This is a genomic window from Clostridium sp. TJA038 (genome assembly GCF_058310255.1).
In genome coordinates this window covers 961205-978445 of the sequence record NZ_JBZEFA010000001.1, presented here as the reverse complement: position 1 = coordinate 978445, position 17241 = coordinate 961205, and the positions used below count along the sequence as shown (strand labels likewise).

General features: G+C 28.3%; 16 protein-coding genes and 1 riboswitch. Of the genes, 3 read left to right on the top strand and 13 right to left on the bottom strand.

Going from position 1 to position 17241, the window contains the following annotated elements:
• Positions 1–21: 21 nt before the first annotated feature.
• Genes cbiE through AC4FQV_RS04545 form a run of 4 tightly spaced genes read right to left on the bottom strand, consistent with a single transcriptional unit; the run spans position 22 to position 3247 of the window.
• Positions 22–633, bottom strand: coding sequence for a precorrin-6y C5,15-methyltransferase (decarboxylating) subunit CbiE (gene cbiE, locus AC4FQV_RS04560; protein ID WP_491164681.1), 612 nt, complete (start codon positions 631–633; stop codon positions 22–24).
• 43 nt (positions 634–676) lie between these two features.
• Positions 677–1753 carry a cobalt-precorrin-5B (C(1))-methyltransferase CbiD gene (gene cbiD, locus AC4FQV_RS04555; protein WP_491138502.1) on the bottom strand — a complete coding sequence of 359 codons (1077 nt, stop codon included), beginning with the start codon at positions 1751–1753 and terminating at the stop codon, positions 677–679.
• Positions 1754–1772: 19 nt separating this feature from the next.
• Complete coding sequence (locus AC4FQV_RS04550; protein ID WP_491164679.1) at positions 1773–2405, bottom strand: precorrin-8X methylmutase; 633 nt, start codon at positions 2403–2405, stop codon at positions 1773–1775.
• A gap of 2 nt (positions 2406–2407) precedes the next feature.
• A complete protein-coding gene (locus AC4FQV_RS04545) occupies positions 2408–3247 on the bottom strand; it encodes a sirohydrochlorin cobaltochelatase (protein ID WP_491138505.1) in 840 nt (279 codons plus the stop codon).
• A 123-nt stretch (positions 3248–3370) separates the two neighbouring features.
• A riboswitch (cobalamin riboswitch) is annotated at positions 3371–3548 on the bottom strand.
• Positions 3549–3766: 218 nt separating this feature from the next.
• On the opposite strand from AC4FQV_RS04545, the gene AC4FQV_RS04540 reads away from it, so the two are divergent.
• Complete coding sequence (locus AC4FQV_RS04540; RefSeq protein WP_491138507.1) at positions 3767–5008, top strand: 3D domain-containing protein; 1242 nt, start codon at positions 3767–3769, stop codon at positions 5006–5008.
• 45 nt (positions 5009–5053) lie between these two features.
• Here the strand turns inward: AC4FQV_RS04540 and AC4FQV_RS04535 are convergent, their stop codons facing one another.
• The 6 genes from AC4FQV_RS04535 to AC4FQV_RS04510 all read right to left on the bottom strand — a co-directional run bounded on the left by AC4FQV_RS04535 (position 5054) and on the right by AC4FQV_RS04510 (position 12017).
• Positions 5054–5380 (bottom strand): hypothetical protein, encoded by a 327-nt coding sequence (locus AC4FQV_RS04535; RefSeq protein WP_491138508.1) that lies wholly within the window; start codon positions 5378–5380, stop codon positions 5054–5056.
• A gap of 130 nt (positions 5381–5510) precedes the next feature.
• A complete protein-coding gene (locus AC4FQV_RS04530; protein ID WP_491164677.1) occupies positions 5511–8153 on the bottom strand; it encodes an SH3 domain-containing protein in 2643 nt (880 codons plus the stop codon).
• A 354-nt stretch (positions 8154–8507) separates the two neighbouring features.
• A complete protein-coding gene (locus AC4FQV_RS04525; RefSeq protein ID WP_491138512.1) occupies positions 8508–9509 on the bottom strand; it encodes a GGGtGRT protein in 1002 nt (333 codons plus the stop codon).
• 33 nt (positions 9510–9542) lie between these two features.
• Positions 9543–10235: an iron-sulfur cluster assembly scaffold protein gene (locus AC4FQV_RS04520; RefSeq protein WP_011592237.1), complete on the bottom strand. Its 693-nt coding sequence runs from the start codon at positions 10233–10235 to the stop codon at positions 9543–9545.
• 403 nt (positions 10236–10638) lie between these two features.
• A complete protein-coding gene (locus AC4FQV_RS04515) occupies positions 10639–11316 on the bottom strand; it encodes a superoxide dismutase (RefSeq protein ID WP_491164675.1) in 678 nt (225 codons plus the stop codon).
• Between the two features lie 83 nt (positions 11317–11399).
• Positions 11400–12017, bottom strand: a complete 618-nt coding sequence (locus AC4FQV_RS04510) for a hypothetical protein (RefSeq protein WP_491164673.1) — start codon at positions 12015–12017, stop codon at positions 11400–11402.
• A gap of 366 nt (positions 12018–12383) precedes the next feature.
• Here AC4FQV_RS04510 and AC4FQV_RS04505 point away from each other — a divergent pair, with 366 nt between their 5' ends.
• Positions 12384–13832: an MFS transporter gene (locus AC4FQV_RS04505; protein ID WP_491138516.1), complete on the top strand. Its 1449-nt coding sequence runs from the start codon at positions 12384–12386 to the stop codon at positions 13830–13832.
• A 46-nt stretch (positions 13833–13878) separates the two neighbouring features.
• Here the strand turns inward: AC4FQV_RS04505 and AC4FQV_RS04500 are convergent, their stop codons facing one another.
• Together AC4FQV_RS04500 and mgtE are read right to left on the bottom strand one after the other, a co-directional pair.
• Entirely contained in the window at positions 13879–14046 is a 168-nt protein-coding gene (locus AC4FQV_RS04500) for a hypothetical protein (RefSeq protein ID WP_491138518.1), read from the bottom strand.
• A gap of 25 nt (positions 14047–14071) precedes the next feature.
• On the bottom strand, positions 14072–15409 hold the full coding sequence (gene mgtE / locus AC4FQV_RS04495) for a magnesium transporter (protein ID WP_491164670.1): 1338 nt from the start codon (positions 15407–15409) through the stop codon (positions 14072–14074).
• A gap of 510 nt (positions 15410–15919) precedes the next feature.
• Here mgtE and AC4FQV_RS04490 point away from each other — a divergent pair.
• Positions 15920–16129: a cold-shock protein gene (locus AC4FQV_RS04490; RefSeq protein WP_491138520.1), complete on the top strand. Its 210-nt coding sequence runs from the start codon at positions 15920–15922 to the stop codon at positions 16127–16129.
• Positions 16130–16248: 119 nt separating this feature from the next.
• On the opposite strand, the gene AC4FQV_RS04485 is transcribed toward AC4FQV_RS04490, so the two are convergent.
• On the bottom strand, positions 16249–17220 hold the full coding sequence (locus AC4FQV_RS04485) for a Gfo/Idh/MocA family protein (protein ID WP_491138521.1): 972 nt from the start codon (positions 17218–17220) through the stop codon (positions 16249–16251).
• Positions 17221–17241: the final 21 nt, after the last annotated feature.

The following is a 17241-nucleotide window of genomic DNA, read 5'->3' as shown; positions in this document are numbered from 1 at the left end:
AATTTTCCTCCAAAGGAAAACCTATCTTTCTATTATTATTACAGATAAATCCCCATACTCTTTATTTAATATATCTTCTGCCTTACCAAAGGTTATTCTCTCCTCTTTATAAGACAAATTTTCTCCTACATATAAAGTAGCATCAATAGAATTTTCTATTAGCTTTTTACTTAAGGTAATTGGAGTGTTTTTTTTATCTGTTAACCAAATAGATAATTTGTTTTCCCTAACAATTTTTATAAAATTCTCTTCCCTTCCATGCATACTTCCTACAAAAGCATTATTCCATGGCTTTTTAAGTTTACATGTTAAATACTGAAAAGAACTTATTCCAGGTAAAACAGAAACTTCTCCCTTATAATTTTCACATATATAGTTTGTAATGCCATAAAAGGTTGGATCCCCTGATGCCACTATAGATATTTTTTCTCCCTTATTATTATTTAAAAAATCTATAATCCCTTTTAGGCTTTTTACTTTTTTTAATTTATTTTTTTCTATAAAACTTAAAAACTTTAAGCTAGAAATTGCTCTTTCAAATCCAATTATATAATCACTATTTTCAATTTCTTTAAAAACCTTAGGAATTATATAATCTTCATGTCCTGGTCCTAAACCGAGTATTTTAACCAAAGCATCCTTCAACCTTTCCTAATTAATAAGTACCTTTAAAGCTTTAAGACTTATATAAAAGCTTCATATCCTTAGCCCCATAGTACATTAAAATATTAAAATTAGCTTCTCCATAAGCGTATATATCTAATCTTTTTAATATTTTTTCTCCTATTCTTTCGTAAAGATTTTTAAAATCATCTCCAAGAAGCCTTACAACACCTTCACTAGTTTTTTCTTCTAAAACTTTTTCTACAAGAGATAAATCATATCCCATTAAGGTAAGCTCTAAAGCTATAACTTCTAACCTTACATCAGATACTCTACTATGGGTATTAAAACAACCAAAGGCAATCTTACTTAATTTTCCTATATGACCAACTATAGTTATATCCTTTATTCCAATGGCTAAGGCACACTCTATAGAAAAGCCTACAAAGTTAGATATAACAACTATATTATCCTCTTTATGCCCTCTTTCTTTTAAAAATCTTTCTCCCATATTTCCAAAAACAAAAAATAATTTATTATTTTTTAAAGCTTTTTGTCTTATTTCAATACGTATAGATTCTTTTAAAGCTTCCTCTGACATTGGATAAACTATTCCTGTTGTACCAAGAATTGATATGCCATCTACTATTCCAAGTCTAGGGTTAAATGTTTTCTTAGCAATCTCTCTCCCTCTTGGAACAAAAATTGTTATCTTAACTCCCTTTCCCTTAGGCAGAACACTTAAGACCTCTTTTTTTATCATTTCTCTTGGAACAGGATTTATAGCACTTTCTCCCTTTTTTACAAAAAGACCTTCTTTTGTAACAACTCCAACACCTTCTCCTCCACAAAGAATAAAACCCTCTTCTATTTCTTCTGCCTTTGCAAAAATTTCAAGTCCAGAAGTTGCATCTATGTCGTCTCCTCCATCCTTTATAACAGAACAGGAAACTTTATCTTTACAAAAATTTATATTATGTATCTCTAAATTAAGTTTTATATTTTTAGGAGTAGTTATATCTATAGAGCTTATGTTGTTTTTATTAAAAAGCATATAGGTTGCTGCCTTAGAAGCTGCTGCTGCACAGGAACCTGTTGTATAGCCACACCTTAGTTTTTTGCCTCCACTTTCTACATACATATCAAACATTTGTTATACCTTCTTTAATTTACATTTCTCTTTTGTAATTCATATAAAGTAAAGCATTCATTATAGCTGCTGCTACAGTACTTCCACCTTTTCTTCCTCTAACTCTTATATAAGGAGTATTAATACTCTCTAAATCTTCCTTACTTTCACTTGCTCCTACAAAACCTACTGGTACTGCAATTATAAGTTTTGGCTTAGCTTTTCCTTCTTTTATAAGTTCTCTAAGCTTAAATAAAGCAGTTGGTGCATTACCAAAAACAAATATATCTACATTTTCCTTTGCTGCAAGTTCAACCCCTGCCATTGACCTTGTAATATTATTTTCCTTTGCCATTTTAAATACTTCTTCTAATCCAACATAACATTGAACTGATGAATTTAATGCCTTTAAAGCTCTTTTATTAATTCCAGATAAAGCCATAGTTGTGTCTGTATATATTTTAGCTCCGTTTTTTAAAGCAGATATTCCAGCTTCGATAGCATCTTTGCTTATATCTATTAAATCTTCATACTCAAAATCTGCCGTAGTATGTATTACTCTCTTTACTATATTTAGTTCTTCCTCTGAAAAGTTCCTTTCATTTTTCATTTCTGAACCTATAATTTCAAAACTTTTTTCTTCAATTCCCATAGGACTTTTCATATAATCCATTATTATTTTCTTCCTCTCTTGTGTTTCTTTTTAGTTTCTCCAAGACCTTTGTAGGTTTCCTTTATAACATCATTTATCCTTTGTATATATAAGTTGCAAAACTCATCATATTCTCCTAATCCCTTTAAGATTACCTTAGCAGAAACTCCTGAAGCTTCAAACCTACTTTTCCATGAATCCTCTTCCTCTGAAGCCATATCATTTTTAGCATGGTCTCCTGCTACAACCATTAAAGGAATTATAGTTATTTTATTAATATTGTTTTTCTTAACTCTTTTTAAAACATTTGAAAAATTAGGATATCCCTCTACTGTTCCTACAAAGACATCATTATAATCCTTATCTTCTAAAACAGATTGTAAGCATCCATAAACAGCATTAGATGGATTTGCACTACCATGTCCTACAAAAACACAAGGAGAATTTTCTTCAATTAAATTCTTCATAGTGTCTATAAAACAAGAATAATCATCAGGACCTCCTTCAAAGCCTTCATAATAAAAAATAGGTCTTCCTATTTCTATTTTTTTAAACATAGGTCTATTAATATCTACCATATGTTTTATGTAATCAAATTCTTCCCCAGGAATAATATGAAGTGGCTGAACTATAACTTCTTCATACCCTTCTTCTCCTAACTTTTTAAGAGCATCTTCTGGAAATAATACCTCCATATCATATTTTTCTTTTAACTTTCTAACTATCATATGTGAAGTAAAACTTCTAAAAACATCATAATCTTTAAAGCTCTCTTCTATAGAATCTTCAATTTTTTTTATAGAGTTATTTATTGCCTCTATATGACTTGTTCCAAAACTTACTACTAATATAGCTTTTTTCATTTTTCACCTCTAAAAACATTAAAAATAAAAAGCATCTGTGCTACAAAGAACAGATGCTTTTGAATCAAAGTAATTATTTTCCAAAATTATGAACAATAAATACTAATCTCTTCCCTCCGAAGCTTAGTTTATAAATTTTAGGCAGGTATCCTGACTTGAGGCTTATCCTTATTTCACCCTTCCCAATTTTTTAAAATCAGTGGCTTATAGAAACTCGTATCCTCTTACAGTAGCGGGGGCTGTAGTGGATTTTAACCACTTTCCCTTTTAATCAAATCAAACCTAAAAATACAAAATATTATTTTTTTTAATTATAATATATAATTTTAATTATTTCAATATAAGGTGAATTTCTTATTTTTTATCTTTGTAGTATAATGTAATTGTTAACTTTTTCTTACCATATTTTAAATCTTTAAAGGTTAAATTTGTGTTACAATTACCTTTTGTGTTATAATTCAGTAAAACGTTATGAAATACACTTAAGTTGTGGAAAATTTAACTAAAGGAGTGTAGTTTATGCAAAAAAGACTTTTATCAGCGTTAATCGCTGCGTCAATTACTTTATCAACTAGTAGTGTGGTTTTTGCTGATACAGTAAATGACAAAAAATCTACAATAGAGGAGAATAAGGTAAAATATTCACAGTTAGATAACCAAGTTATTTCCCTAAACTCTGAAGTATCAAAGCTTAATAATGAGATTGAAGAACTTAATTCTAAATTAGAAGAAAATAAAGCTAAAATGAAAAGTACTGAGGAGAATTTAAAAGAGACTGAAGAGAAAGTAGACACTTTAAAAGCTGAAATAGAAGATAAGCAAGAACTTTTAGGGAAAAGAATGCGTGCTATGTATAAGGGGCAAGATACTATGAACCCTATAGTATTTTTACTTAAATCAGAAGATTTTTCTGATTTACTAACTAGAGTTGATGCTCTTGCAAGAGTGTCTGCCTTAGATAGAAACCTTATAAATAGTTTAGATACGCAAAAAGATTCTCTAAATAATGATATAGAAAAACTAGAGAGTGATAAAAAAGAACTTAAAGAACTTAAGGCTTCAACAGAAACCTCTCTTAAAACTTTAGACAGTAAAAAATCTGAAGAACAAAAGAAAATAGAAGAATTAAATAAACAAAAAGATGCTGTTTTAGGAGTTATTAAAGATAATGAAATGTCATTAATTTCTCATTCTGTATCTATTATAGATTCTTCTTCGTCCCTTTCGGAACTTGAAAGTGCTGTAAGCACATTAAACCAATTAATCCCACAACTTAACATTGATTCTGTAAAGGATGTAGCTAACAAATCTTTAGAGGTTGCAAATAAAAAAATTCAATCTATAAAGGAAGAGGAAGCTAAGAAAAAAGAGGCTGAAAAAGCTAAAAGCACTTCCTCTAGCTTAGGAAATTTAAATAATGTTAGCTCAAATCAATCTAGCAGTAGTGAAAGTAGTGATGGAAAATATAAAAAGACCATGTCTATGGAAGCTACAGCTTATAGTGGTGGTACTTTAACTGCTATGGGGCTTAGACCTGTTAGAGATCCAAATGGCATAAGTACAATAGCAGTTGACCCTAATGTAATACCTTTAGGTTCAAAAGTTTTTATACCAGGATATGGATATGCCATTGCTTCTGATACTGGTGGAGTTATAAAGGGAAATATAATAGACCTTTATATGAACTCTCATGAAGAATGTATAGCTTGGGGTAGACGTCAAGTTACAGTTCATATTGTAGCTTATCCTGGCGAATGGTAAAAAGTAGACAAGCTTAAAATAAAAAAGATAAGGAATATTTATTCCCTATCTTTTTTTACCCCTCCTGCTTTTTTTATAACTCTTTTTTCCTCTCTTAAATCCATTTAATAAGATAAAAATAAGAAAGAAGCTTATTATTATAATGATTCCTAAAACTATAAAATTAAAAAGGTCCTTAAAATCTAAACCGAAATTACCTAGAAAATTTTTAAGCTTTATTGTAGCCTTAAATAGCCCCCATAAGACTATGGTAAATAGTATTCCTACAGAACTTGCCGTAACTCCAGCTTTAGACCTTTTAAAAAGGCATATAACCCCTATTAAAGCAAAGACTATTATAGCAAAGATAAATTTCCAATTTAAAATATCCAAAAGGTTACTCCTAAAAATATTTTCTTAATATATTACTTTATAAAGTATTTAATTATTCTTATTTCCTATAATAAATAAAAAAATAAAAAGCCTAAAATAGTAAAAACTATTTAGACTTTTTATAAATTTCTTATCCTAAAAATCTAGGCAAATCAAAGGTAAAATTATTATCTATATATAAATCCTTATAAGAGGACATAATATCTGCAATACTTGAAGCGTACCAAGGAGTTGTAGCATATTGATGCCATATATTATCTATATTTTGATTATATCTCATCTTATACAAAGTGTTTTGTTCATACTTTGAACTATGAACATAGTTTAGAGAAAGAAACTCTGCAGCACCTTTTATAGCACTATCAACACTTGTCCATCCTCTATTATAAGCATAAGTAGTTCCTAAAATTAAAGCTCTATTAGGAAATACTGATGAATTATCCTTTGCTCCTATTCCAAAAAGATTATATACAGTAACAGGATTTTTTAATTTAATCATTTTATATCCAACTAATTGTCCTGCTCCATTATATATAGGACTACTTTCATCTGCTATTTCTGTAATTGTTACACCCTTTGCTAATTTGCTTGTACCATTTCCAGTCTCATGAAGACATTGAGCAACTAAGAATATAGGATCCATATTAAAGGCCTTAGCAGCATTTACAAAAGCTTCTCCTTGACCACTTAATACTCCTTTATTATTAAGTCTACTACTTAAAGCAGAAACATTTATATCTCTAAATTTATCTACTCTTAAAAATTGTAAAGTGTTAGTAGATTTTGCTGGGTTTATATACTTTTCAAGGTCTGAATAAGAATAGCTAACAGGATTATTCTTTTGTTGAAGTCTAACATACTTATCTAAAGTTACATTATAATTTGTTTTAGATGAATTTTGTATATCTAAGTTAGGGTTTAATCCCCCTTCTTCCTTTACTATTTCTATATAAGATTTATAAGCATATCCATCTTCTCCTCTATAAATAACCTTATAGAAATCGCCTTTTTCTCCTATTACTTCAATTCTTTCTCCATTACCTAATACTCCTATAATTTGAGAGGAAGTATTTGCTTCACTTCTTATATTTAATCCTTTTGTAGCTGTAACCACACCTATTCCTACAGTAGTTTCTGGACTTTCTGGTCTTTCTTCTCCCTCTGTGTCCTCTACTATTCTTACATATTCCTTTGATACGTAAGCACTAGAACCTTTAAATTCTATTTTATAGAAATCTCCTTCTTCTCCTATAATAGTTACTCTATTTCCACCACTTAAGCTTCCTATTATTTCACTACTTGTACTAGCTCCTTTTCTTACATTTAAAGAACTACTAACTTCTACTACTCCATTTTTCTTTGAAGTATTTGTATTATTATTCTCTGGACTACTTGGTTTATTTTCTTGTTCTTCATTTCCTGAAGCTTCACTTATTTTTACATATTCCTTTGATACATATCCATAGGAATCTTTAAAATATATTTTATAAAACTCTCCTTCTTCTCCTATAATAGTTACTCTATTTCCGCCACCTAAACTTCCTATTATTTCACTACTTGTACTAGCTTTCGCTCTTACATTTAAGGAACTATTAACATTTACTACTCCATTTTTCTTTGAAGCTTCTACTGCTTGTACTTTATTTGTATCTTCTGCTTTATTTGATTCTTCCTCTATATTATTTTGTTTTTCTTCTATATTACTAGCATTTTTAGCCTTAGCTGAAGAACCCTCTATTTTAACATATTCCTTTGATATATAAGCACTAGAACCTTTAAATTCTATCTTATAGAAATCTCCTTCTTCTCCTATAATAGTTACCTTACTTCCTTTATTTAAACTTCCTATAGACTTACTATTTACAGTTGCCTTTTCTCTTACATTTAAGGAACTACTAACCTCTATTATTCCAATTTTATTTAAAGAGTTGCTTTCTAACTCCTTTGAAGTTTCTTTCTTAGGATTTGACTCCTCCTTAACTTCTTTTACCTTTTTATTTATTTCACTTTTTGAAATATAGTCTGCGTAAACATATCCATAGGAATTATTAAATTTTATTTTATAAAAATCCTTTTCTTTATTTATTATATCTACCTTATCTCCTGCTTTTAAGCTTCCAATTATTCTACTATTATTAGTAGGGGCTTGTCTCACATTTAAAGAGGTATTTACATTAACAAAGCCATTTCCCTCAAATAAGTCCTTCTTAGTAGCATTAATTTCTTCTTCATCATTATATGAAAGTAAATTTACATACTTACTGCTTACATAGGCTCTTCTTCCATTAAAATCAATTTTATACCAACCATCATTAGACTTATCTAATACGTTTATCCTATCATTTTTATGTAATGTTCCTATTACCTTGCCATTTGCATTTGGACTGGTTCTAACATTTAACTCTTTTGTAGAAATTAAACCAATATTATCTTCTTTTAATCCATCTCCCAAAACTTTAATATTACTGCTTTCTACATAACCTACAAAATCTTTATAAGAAACCTTATAAAACTTTTCTGAAGTTTTATCTAATATTTTAACCCTTGAACCACTTGGTATTAAAGTTATTACATTATATTCCGAGCCTTGACTATTTCTTAAAGCTAAATCTTCAAATGAAACAACTTCTCCAAAAGAAGTTCCTTCTGTGGCTTTTATATTTTGTAAAGAGTCAAGGGGTTTTGCATCAACTTTAGTGGTTGTTGTGCAAATTAAAGCACTAGCACCTATTGCAGCACCAACTATTAGACAACTTAATCTATTTCTCTTCATATTACACTCCCTTAATAAAAAAATTTGAAATCTTATAATAAACAATAAAAAACCCATTCTAACTTAATTTAACTTTAAGAAGGTAATGAATTTCCCTAATTATTTTTATTAGTATTTCTACTATTATTATACTTCCTAAAATAAAATAATCCAATATTATAACCTAAATCTTTTTAAAAATCTATCTATTTTGTTTACTAAATTAAAATATATATATGAATTTTTAATTTTTATTTTTAAAAAACTAGTAATTAATTAAATTTATAATAAAAAAGCACACACTATAAGACATAAATCTACATAGCGTGTACTTTTATTTCTTTTAAAATAGAATCAACTAAAAGTTAAGTTCTATTATTTGTTCATTGCTTCTTCTACAGCAACAGCTACAGCAACAGTAGCTCCTACCATTGGGTTGTTACCCATACCGATAAGACCCATCATTTCAACGTGAGCTGGAACTGATGATGAACCTGCAAATTGTGCATCTGAGTGCATTCTTCCCATAGTATCAGTCATACCATAAGAAGCTGGACCTGCAGCCATGTTATCTGGGTGAAGAGTTCTTCCTGTACCACCACCTGATGCTACTGAGAAGTATTTCTTACCTTGTTCAACACATTCTTTTTTGTATGTTCCAGCAACTGGATGTTGGAATCTTGTTGGGTTAGTTGAGTTACCAGTTATAGATACATCAACACCTTCATGATGCATTATAGCAACACCTTCTCTAACGTCGTCTGAACCGTAGCATTTAACCTTAGCTCTTGGACCATTTGAGTATGGAGTTTCTTTAACGATGTTTAATTTACCAGTTACATAGTCAAATTTAGTTTCAACATATGTAAATCCGTTAATTCTTGAAATTATGAATGCAGCATCTTTTCCAAGACCGTTTAATATAACTCTTAAAGGCTCTTTTCTAACCTTGTTAGCTTTTTCAGCTATTTTGATTGCACCTTCAGCAGCTGCGAATGATTCGTGTCCTGCTAAGAATGCGAAACATTTAGTTTCATCTCTTAAAAGCATAGCTCCTAAGTTTCCGTGTCCTAATCCAACCTTTCTGTCATCTGCAACAGATCCTGGAATACAGAAAGCTTGTAATCCTTCTCCGATAGCTTCAGCAGCATCAGCAGCAGTTTTACATCCTTTCTTTATTGCTATAGCAGCACCTAAAGTGTAAGCCCATCCAGCATTTTCGAATGCTATTGGTTGAGTTTCTTTAACGATTGTATAAGGATCTATTCCTAAATTTTCGCAAACTACTTTAGCATCTTCTATTGTTTCCATTCCGTACTTTTCTAATACAGGTTGTATTTGGTTAATTCTTCTTTCATAACTTTCAAATAATGCCATTTTATTATCCTCCTTCAATAATGAATATATAGATTATTCGTGTCTTGGATCTATAGTTCTAACAGCCTCGTCAAATCTTCCGTATTGGCCAGTAGCTTTTTCCATAGCTTCGTTAGCGTTCATTCCTTTAGCTACCATTTCCATCATTCTACCTAAGTGAACGAATCTGTATCCTATAATTTGATCATCAGCATCTAAAGCTACTTTTGTTACATATCCTTCAGCCATTTCAAGGTATCTTGGTCCTTTAGCTAAAGTTCCGTACATAGTACCTACTTGTGATCTTAATCCTTTTCCTAAGTCCTCAAGACCTGCTCCTATTGGTAGTCCACCTTCTGAGAAAGCAGTTTGGCTTCTACCATAAACTATTTGAAGGAATAATTCTCTCATTGCAGTATTTATAGCATCACAAACTAAGTCTGTGTTTAAAGCCTCTAATATAGTTTTTCCTGGTAATATTTCTGAAGCCATAGCAGCTGAATGAGTCATACCTGAACATCCTATAGTTTCTATTAAAGCTTCTTCTATGATACCATCTTTAACGTTTAAAGTTAATTTACATGCTCCTTGTTGTGGTGCACACCAGCCAACTCCATGAGTTAAACCTGAAACATCTTTTATTTCTCTTGATTGAACCCATCTACCTTCTACAGGGATTGGTGCTGGACCGTGGTTTGGACCTTTAGCAATTACACACATTTCTTGAACTTCGCTTGAATACATCATATTCATTTCTCCTCCCTAAAAAATAACTTATAGTAAGAATTTACTATATCTATTCCTCTTAACAACTTGGGACTTTTTATGTCCCTATGGGATATTTAATTACCCTCAATGTCTATTTTAACAAAACAATGGCCATGTAACAATATATTTCTAAAATTTTTTCTAAAAAATCTAAATATTTTTTTATTTTATTAGAATATTTGATAATTATTCTCATATATTTTACCAATTTATTGAAACAACTTCTTTATTATGTAATTATTCTTAATATAATATGTATATTACATAATTATTATAAATATTACTCTTTTAAATAAAATAACCTTTATTTTAAGCTATAGATATATTTTTTTGCTTAAAATAAAGGTTATTTATTGCTATTAGTATAATTTATATAAAAATTCTATCTATTTTTATAATATTCCTCACATTTTTCCCAATTGATTATATTAAAGAAATTATCTATATAATCTGCTCTTTTATTTTGATATTTTAAATAGTAAGCATGTTCCCAAACATCTATTGTAAGTATAGGCTTTAATCCTAAGGAAATTGGAGTTGCTTGATCCTTCGTAGATATAATTTCTAATTTTCCTTCTTTATTACATACTAACCATGCCCATCCTGAACCAAAAGTAGAAAGAGCACACTTTTTAAATTCCTCTTTAAATTTTTCAAAGGAAGCAAAATCTCTTTCTATAATTTTTTTCATTTCTAGAGAAGGGATGTTTTTATCCTTTCCTAATATACTCCAATAAAACTCATGATTATAAACTCCTCCCCCTTGATTTACTAAAGCTCCTCTTATATCACTAGGAGTATTGTCTAAATCACTTAATATCTCCTCTAAGCTCTTTTTGTAAAGTTCCTTATGATTATTTAAAGCTTTATTTAAATTATCAACATAAGCTTTTTGATGTCTATCATGATGAATTTCTACAGTTTCCTTATCTATGTAAGGTTCTAAAGCATCATAAGCAAAGTCTAAAGGCTTTAAGTTAAATTCACAATTTCCCTTACAAGCTCCTCCACATTCTTTATCTTTTAAAGGTTCTATTTTTTTATTAAAAATATTTTTCATATTTTTAAATCCTCCTATTTTTTTCTTTTAACTTATTCTTTCCAAGAAAAAGCTTATATATTTATATATTTTAAAAATTACTTTTAATTTTTAAGAGTATTCTTCTTAGAATCATTTATTATGAACCTTCTTAAAAGTAGGTAAAGAAAAATTATTATGCCTAAAATCAAAATTAAGCTTATAATTAAGTGTATGCCATCCTTTCTTTGTATAATGTATAAGCTTCCTATAGTTCCATTTATAGCATTACTATTCATTATAAAAAGAGTAATAACAATACTTAATTCCTCTATATCCTTAAAATCTATTTTTAAAATAAACTTTCTATAAATCAAATTTAAAAGAAGTATTATACATACTGTAGTTATAAAAGTACTTTTAAAATCATTTGTACTTATCTTAAAAATTTTATCTTTTGTAAAAATAAAAAATAATTCATTTATTAAATACCCAATAATAAAACTTTCTAAAAAAAATATGAAATTATATAAATATATTTTTTTAAAGACATTCCTGCCCTCTTTAATCTCTTCTAATTTATCCTTGTAATCTATAACAATCATACAAGCAACTAAAACCCCTACTATATACCTAAAAAAACTCCACTGCAATATACTAGCCATGAAAAGAGATAAAACTACAGAGAGAGTTAGGAGTTTCTTTTCTATAAAATGTTTCTTTAATATTACAAATAAATTCATACCTTTAACCCCTTCTTATTTTTATTTAAGTAATTTTTTAAGTTTAAATAAGTCCTTTTTAATATTTTATCACTTTTACTACTTCTTTCCTTTTTTCAAATATTAAAGAATAAAAAAATATCAATTATCTTATGAATATATAACAAAAAACTTATATTAATTTTCTAAAAGCCTTACTTTTTATTAAGTTTAATTGTTTTTTTAATAAAAATAAATTTTAAATTATTTAATTTTTTTTTCATATTTTAAAAATAATAAGAAAGACACGCTTTTTAAAGTCTTGTTTTTGACAATAAAATTCTGCCGTTTTATAATTGTATAGTTACTTTACAAAATATTAATATTTTAAATAAAGGAGATGATTATTTGAGTAAAGATGGTGAAAACTTAAAAAATCCAGAAGAAATAATCCATAAAAATAGATGGTTTATTTTAGCAGTATTAGTTATGCAACCTTTTATGGCCTGTTTAGATAGCAGTATAGTAAATGTAGCTCTTCCTATACTTCAAAAGGAACTTAAGGCAACTATGGCAGGAACAGAATGGATTGTAAGTTCTTATTTAATAATGATTTCAGCTTCTATTTTAATTTTTGGTAGATTAGGAGATATAAAATCTAAAAGTTCTGTTTTTATAAAAGGAATTTTAATCTTCGTTTTAGGTTCTTTTCTTTGCGGAATATCAAATTCACTTTTCTTTTTAGTTTTATCTAGAATTGTTCAAGCAATAGGAGCCTCTATGCTAATGGCTACAAATCAAGGAATTATAACTGATGTGTTTCCTCCTAAGGAAAGAGGAAAAGCTTTAGGTATATCTGGTTCCTTTGTTGCCTTAGGGTCAATTTTAGGTCCTGCTTTAGGAGGAATTATAGTTACATACTTTACATGGCATTATATTTTTTTAATTAACCTTCCTATAGGAATTATTTGTTACATATTTGCTAAAAAATACTTACCTATTAGAAAGACTAAAAGTAAAGAATCTATGGATAAAGTAGGTGCAATATTATTTTTCACCTCTACAATTTTTATTTTTACCTTTATACTTTTAAGTCAACACTTAGGTTTTAATAATATTTATGTTATTTTAGGAATTATCTTAGGCCTTATTATACTTATTGTATTTTTAATTTATGAAAATAAAGTTAAAAATCCTATGCTTAATTTAAACTTGTTTAAAAACCCTATATTTTCTGTAAGTTTAATATGTGCCTTTATATCCTTTATGGCTATAAATACAATAAATGTTATACAACCTTTTTATTTAAATGATATTTTATCCTATAATCCTGGAAAAATATCCTTTATAATGATGGCTTATCCCTTAGTTTTATTTATAATAGCTCCTCTTAGTGGAAGCTTATCAGATAAAATAGGAAGCAAAATACTTATTTTAATAGGTCTATTTTTAACAGGAGTTTCAATGATACTACTTTCTTCTCTAAATGAAACTTCTAAGGAAATAAGTCTTTTTATAATGCTTTCCTTATTAGGTTTTTCAAATGGTATTTTTCAATCTCCTAATACAAATCTTATAATGTCCTCTGTGCCAAAGGATAAATTAGGTATAGCTGGTGGTACTAATGCTTTAATAAGAAATTTAGGTCTTGCTTTTGGAGTTTCTGCCTCAACTTCTCTTTTATATGGAAAGATGAGTTCTTTAGCAGGTTTTAGAGTTTTAGGTTCTATAAAAGAAAGACCTGATATTTTCATATCTGGAATGAGATTTGTCTATATTATAGTTGCCTTAGCTTGTTTTTTATGCTTCTTACTTTTTTTATGCTTAAATATTTTCTTTAAGAAAAATAATAAATAAAATAACCCTTAGAAAAGCTTATACTTTTCTAAGGGTTATTTTACCTTTATCTAGTTTCTTGTATATTTATTATTCCTTGAGGATTTTCAATAACTTCTAAGTTAGATAGGTTTTCGCTATTGCTAAAGTATATCTTTCCTCCTAAAAAAACTAAAAAAGCCAAACAAAGTATTAGTAAAATGTTTTTTAGTCTAAAGTTTTTTTTCTTTTTCATTTATTACACCTTCTTTAATATAGTATTATGTTAAATAGGGTAAAAATAAAGTTCCTAATCCTAAAAAGAAGAAAAATCCACAAACATCTGTAACAGTAGTTACAAAAACAGATGAGGCTAAAGCTGGGTCTACCTTTAATTTTTTTAAAATAACAGGTACTAAATATCCTGCCATAGTAGCTGCAGTCATATTTAAAATCATTGCTAGTCCAATTACTATACCAAGGGCAAGTTTACCAGTAAAAATTATGGCAACTATAGCTGTTACACTTCCTGTAGCAATTCCTATAAAAACCCCAACGCCTATTTCCTTTAGAAAAATCCTTTTTGCATTTTTAAAGTTTAACTCACCTAAGGCTATTCCTCTTACTATAATAGTTAAGGTTTGAGTTCCTCCATTTCCTCCCATTCCAGCTACAATAGGCATAAAGGTAGCTAAAATAACAACCTTACTTATGGTGCTTTCAAAAGCTCCAACAGTAGCAGAAGCTAAAAAAGCTGTTACTAGATTTACCAAAAGCCAAGGCAATCTTTTCTTTACAGATTCTATTAAAGTGTTATTAACCTTTTCTTCTCCATCTACTCCCCCTAAAAGATGTATATCTTCTGTGGACTCCTCTTTTATAACTTCAATAACGTCGTCTATAGTTATTATACCTAAAAGCCTATCTTCATAGTCTACTACAGGTAAGCTAAAAAAACCATATTTATCAAAAATATTACCAACTTCTTCCTGATCTAAATCAAAGGGTACTGTAATTACATTTTTCTTTGAAACCTTTAATATATTATCTTTAAAGTCAAAGCCTACAAGATCTCTTAAGGAAATAACTCCCTTTAAATTATTAAAATCATCTACAATATAAATATAATAAATATTTTCAACTTCTTTTGCTCTTTTTTGAATTTCCTTTAAAGTCTCCTCTACAGTTATAAATTCTTTTACAGAAATAAATTCCTTAGCCATTATTCCCCCAGCTGTATCCTTACTGTAAGCTAAAAGATTTTTTAAATCCTTAGCTTCTTTAATTGGAATGCTTGAGAGTATTTTATAACTTTCTTCACAGTTTAAGTTTCCTAATAAATCTGCAAGTTCATCAGAGGCTATTAAAGAAAAAATCTTCTTTTTCTTTTCTTCCTTTAAACTCTTTAAAATCTTAAGTTTTTCCTCATCCTTTGCTAAATCTATAATCTTTGCAATAGTGTATTCTGGTAAATTCTCTATAAGATAAATATTTTCAAAATCTTCTCTTAATAAATCTAAAATATCTGCTGGATGAATTTCCTCTAAAATATTTAATTTCTCTTTCTTAAAATTTTTTAAAAGTTCTTTTAATTCTTCTTTTGTTATTCTCTTTTTCATATACTTTCCTCTTTTCTATAAATAAGATGAAGATTTCTATAAATATCTTTTTATAAAGGCATATAAAAGGTTTCTTCCTCTTATGTTAATTTCTAAATCCCTACTAGGGGGAAGACTTTCCATCTATACCACCTCCAAAATGCAATAAAACTTTCAAAATATTTGATATATATTATATTAATAACTTTTAAATAATTTGTAAATAAAAATTTAAATTCTTTCCTTATCTTTTTGTAATATTTAAAAAAGATAAATCATAGATATATAAAGAAGTAATAGAATTAATAAAACCTCACTTTTCTTTTACCTACAAGGCTACAATGTTTAGTGAAATATAACATTCCCTGTTTATGATTCTCCTTTTCCTTCACTTAACATAGGTAGCAATAAAAATAAGCAGATTAAATTTAATCTGCTTATTTTTTTATTTAAAAACTAAAAAAATATGTTTAATTTTATTTTTATATGAAATACTATTACTGTTTAATTTTTTATTTAAGGAGATGTATTATGAACAGTAAAACTGGAGTAATAAAATGGTTTAATGAAGAAAAGGGATATGGCTTTATTTCCTATAAAGAAGGAGAGGATATATTTGTACATATATCTCAGCTAAAGGATAAAGGACCTATGAAAAGTTTAAAAGAAGGAGATACTGTTTCTTTTGAAATAAAGGATGGGGAAAAAGGCCCTATGGCTACAGAGGTTGAAAAACTTTAAAAGAAAAACTAGGTGATTTATTCACCTAGTTTTTTCTTTAACCTTTACTTTTTTATAAATAAAAATGCTAAAATACAGGGTATAGAACATTTGTTCTTCACCCTATAATTTTATACTCTTTATTTTTCAAAGGGATATTTAATTTCCCAATCTTTTCTTAATTTATCCATAATCTTAATAACATCATAAGTTAAATTTAAGGTATTAGAAGCTTTTTTCTCTTTTATTCTTTCTTCCATAAATAAAACTTCATAATCTAAAGCTTTTTCTTCTTCTCCATACTGCAAAACTTCCACTTTTCCATCTAAGTAATTTATTTGAGCCTTATTAGCCCTTGGGAAATTATCAACAGTTATAAAACCATTATCACAGGAAACCACGCCTCTTTTAGGCATTTTAGACCTAAAGGCTAAAGCTATAGTTGCAATTTCCTCTTCTCTTGTTTTTAAAATTATACCTGATTCTTCATCTACCTTAGTTTTAGCCTTTTTAACTGTACTTAAAATCTCCTCTGGCATACTAGATAAAAAATATCTTGCAAAGGATAAAGCATATGTTCCAATATCTAAAAGAGCTCCTCCTGCTAAAGAAAGATTAAAAAATCTATTGCTTTCATCATACTCCTTAAAACTTCCAAAGGAAACTTGAATCATATTTACCTTTCCTAAATCCTTATTATTTATTTTTTCTAAAAGTTTTTCATATAAAGGCATATGAAATAAAGTCATTGCTTCTTCTAAAATTAGATTTTTTTCATTAGCTATTTTTATAGCCTCTTCTAGCTCTTTTTTATTTACTGTTATTGCTTTTTCACATAAAACATTCTTATTATTTTTTAAGCTTTTTATAATATACTCATAATGATTACTATGAGGAGTTGATATATAAATTACATCTACTTTCTCATCCTCTATAAGCTCCTCATAACTTCCATAAGCTTTTTGCACCTTATATTCTTTAGCAAAATCATTAGCTCTCTCCTTGTTTCTAGAAGCTACAGCATAAACTTCTCCATTTACTCTATTTAAAGCCTTAGCGAAATCACAGGCAATACTTCCAGGGCCTAATATTCCCCAGTTAATTTTTTTCATATTCTCATCTCCTTTTAAAAT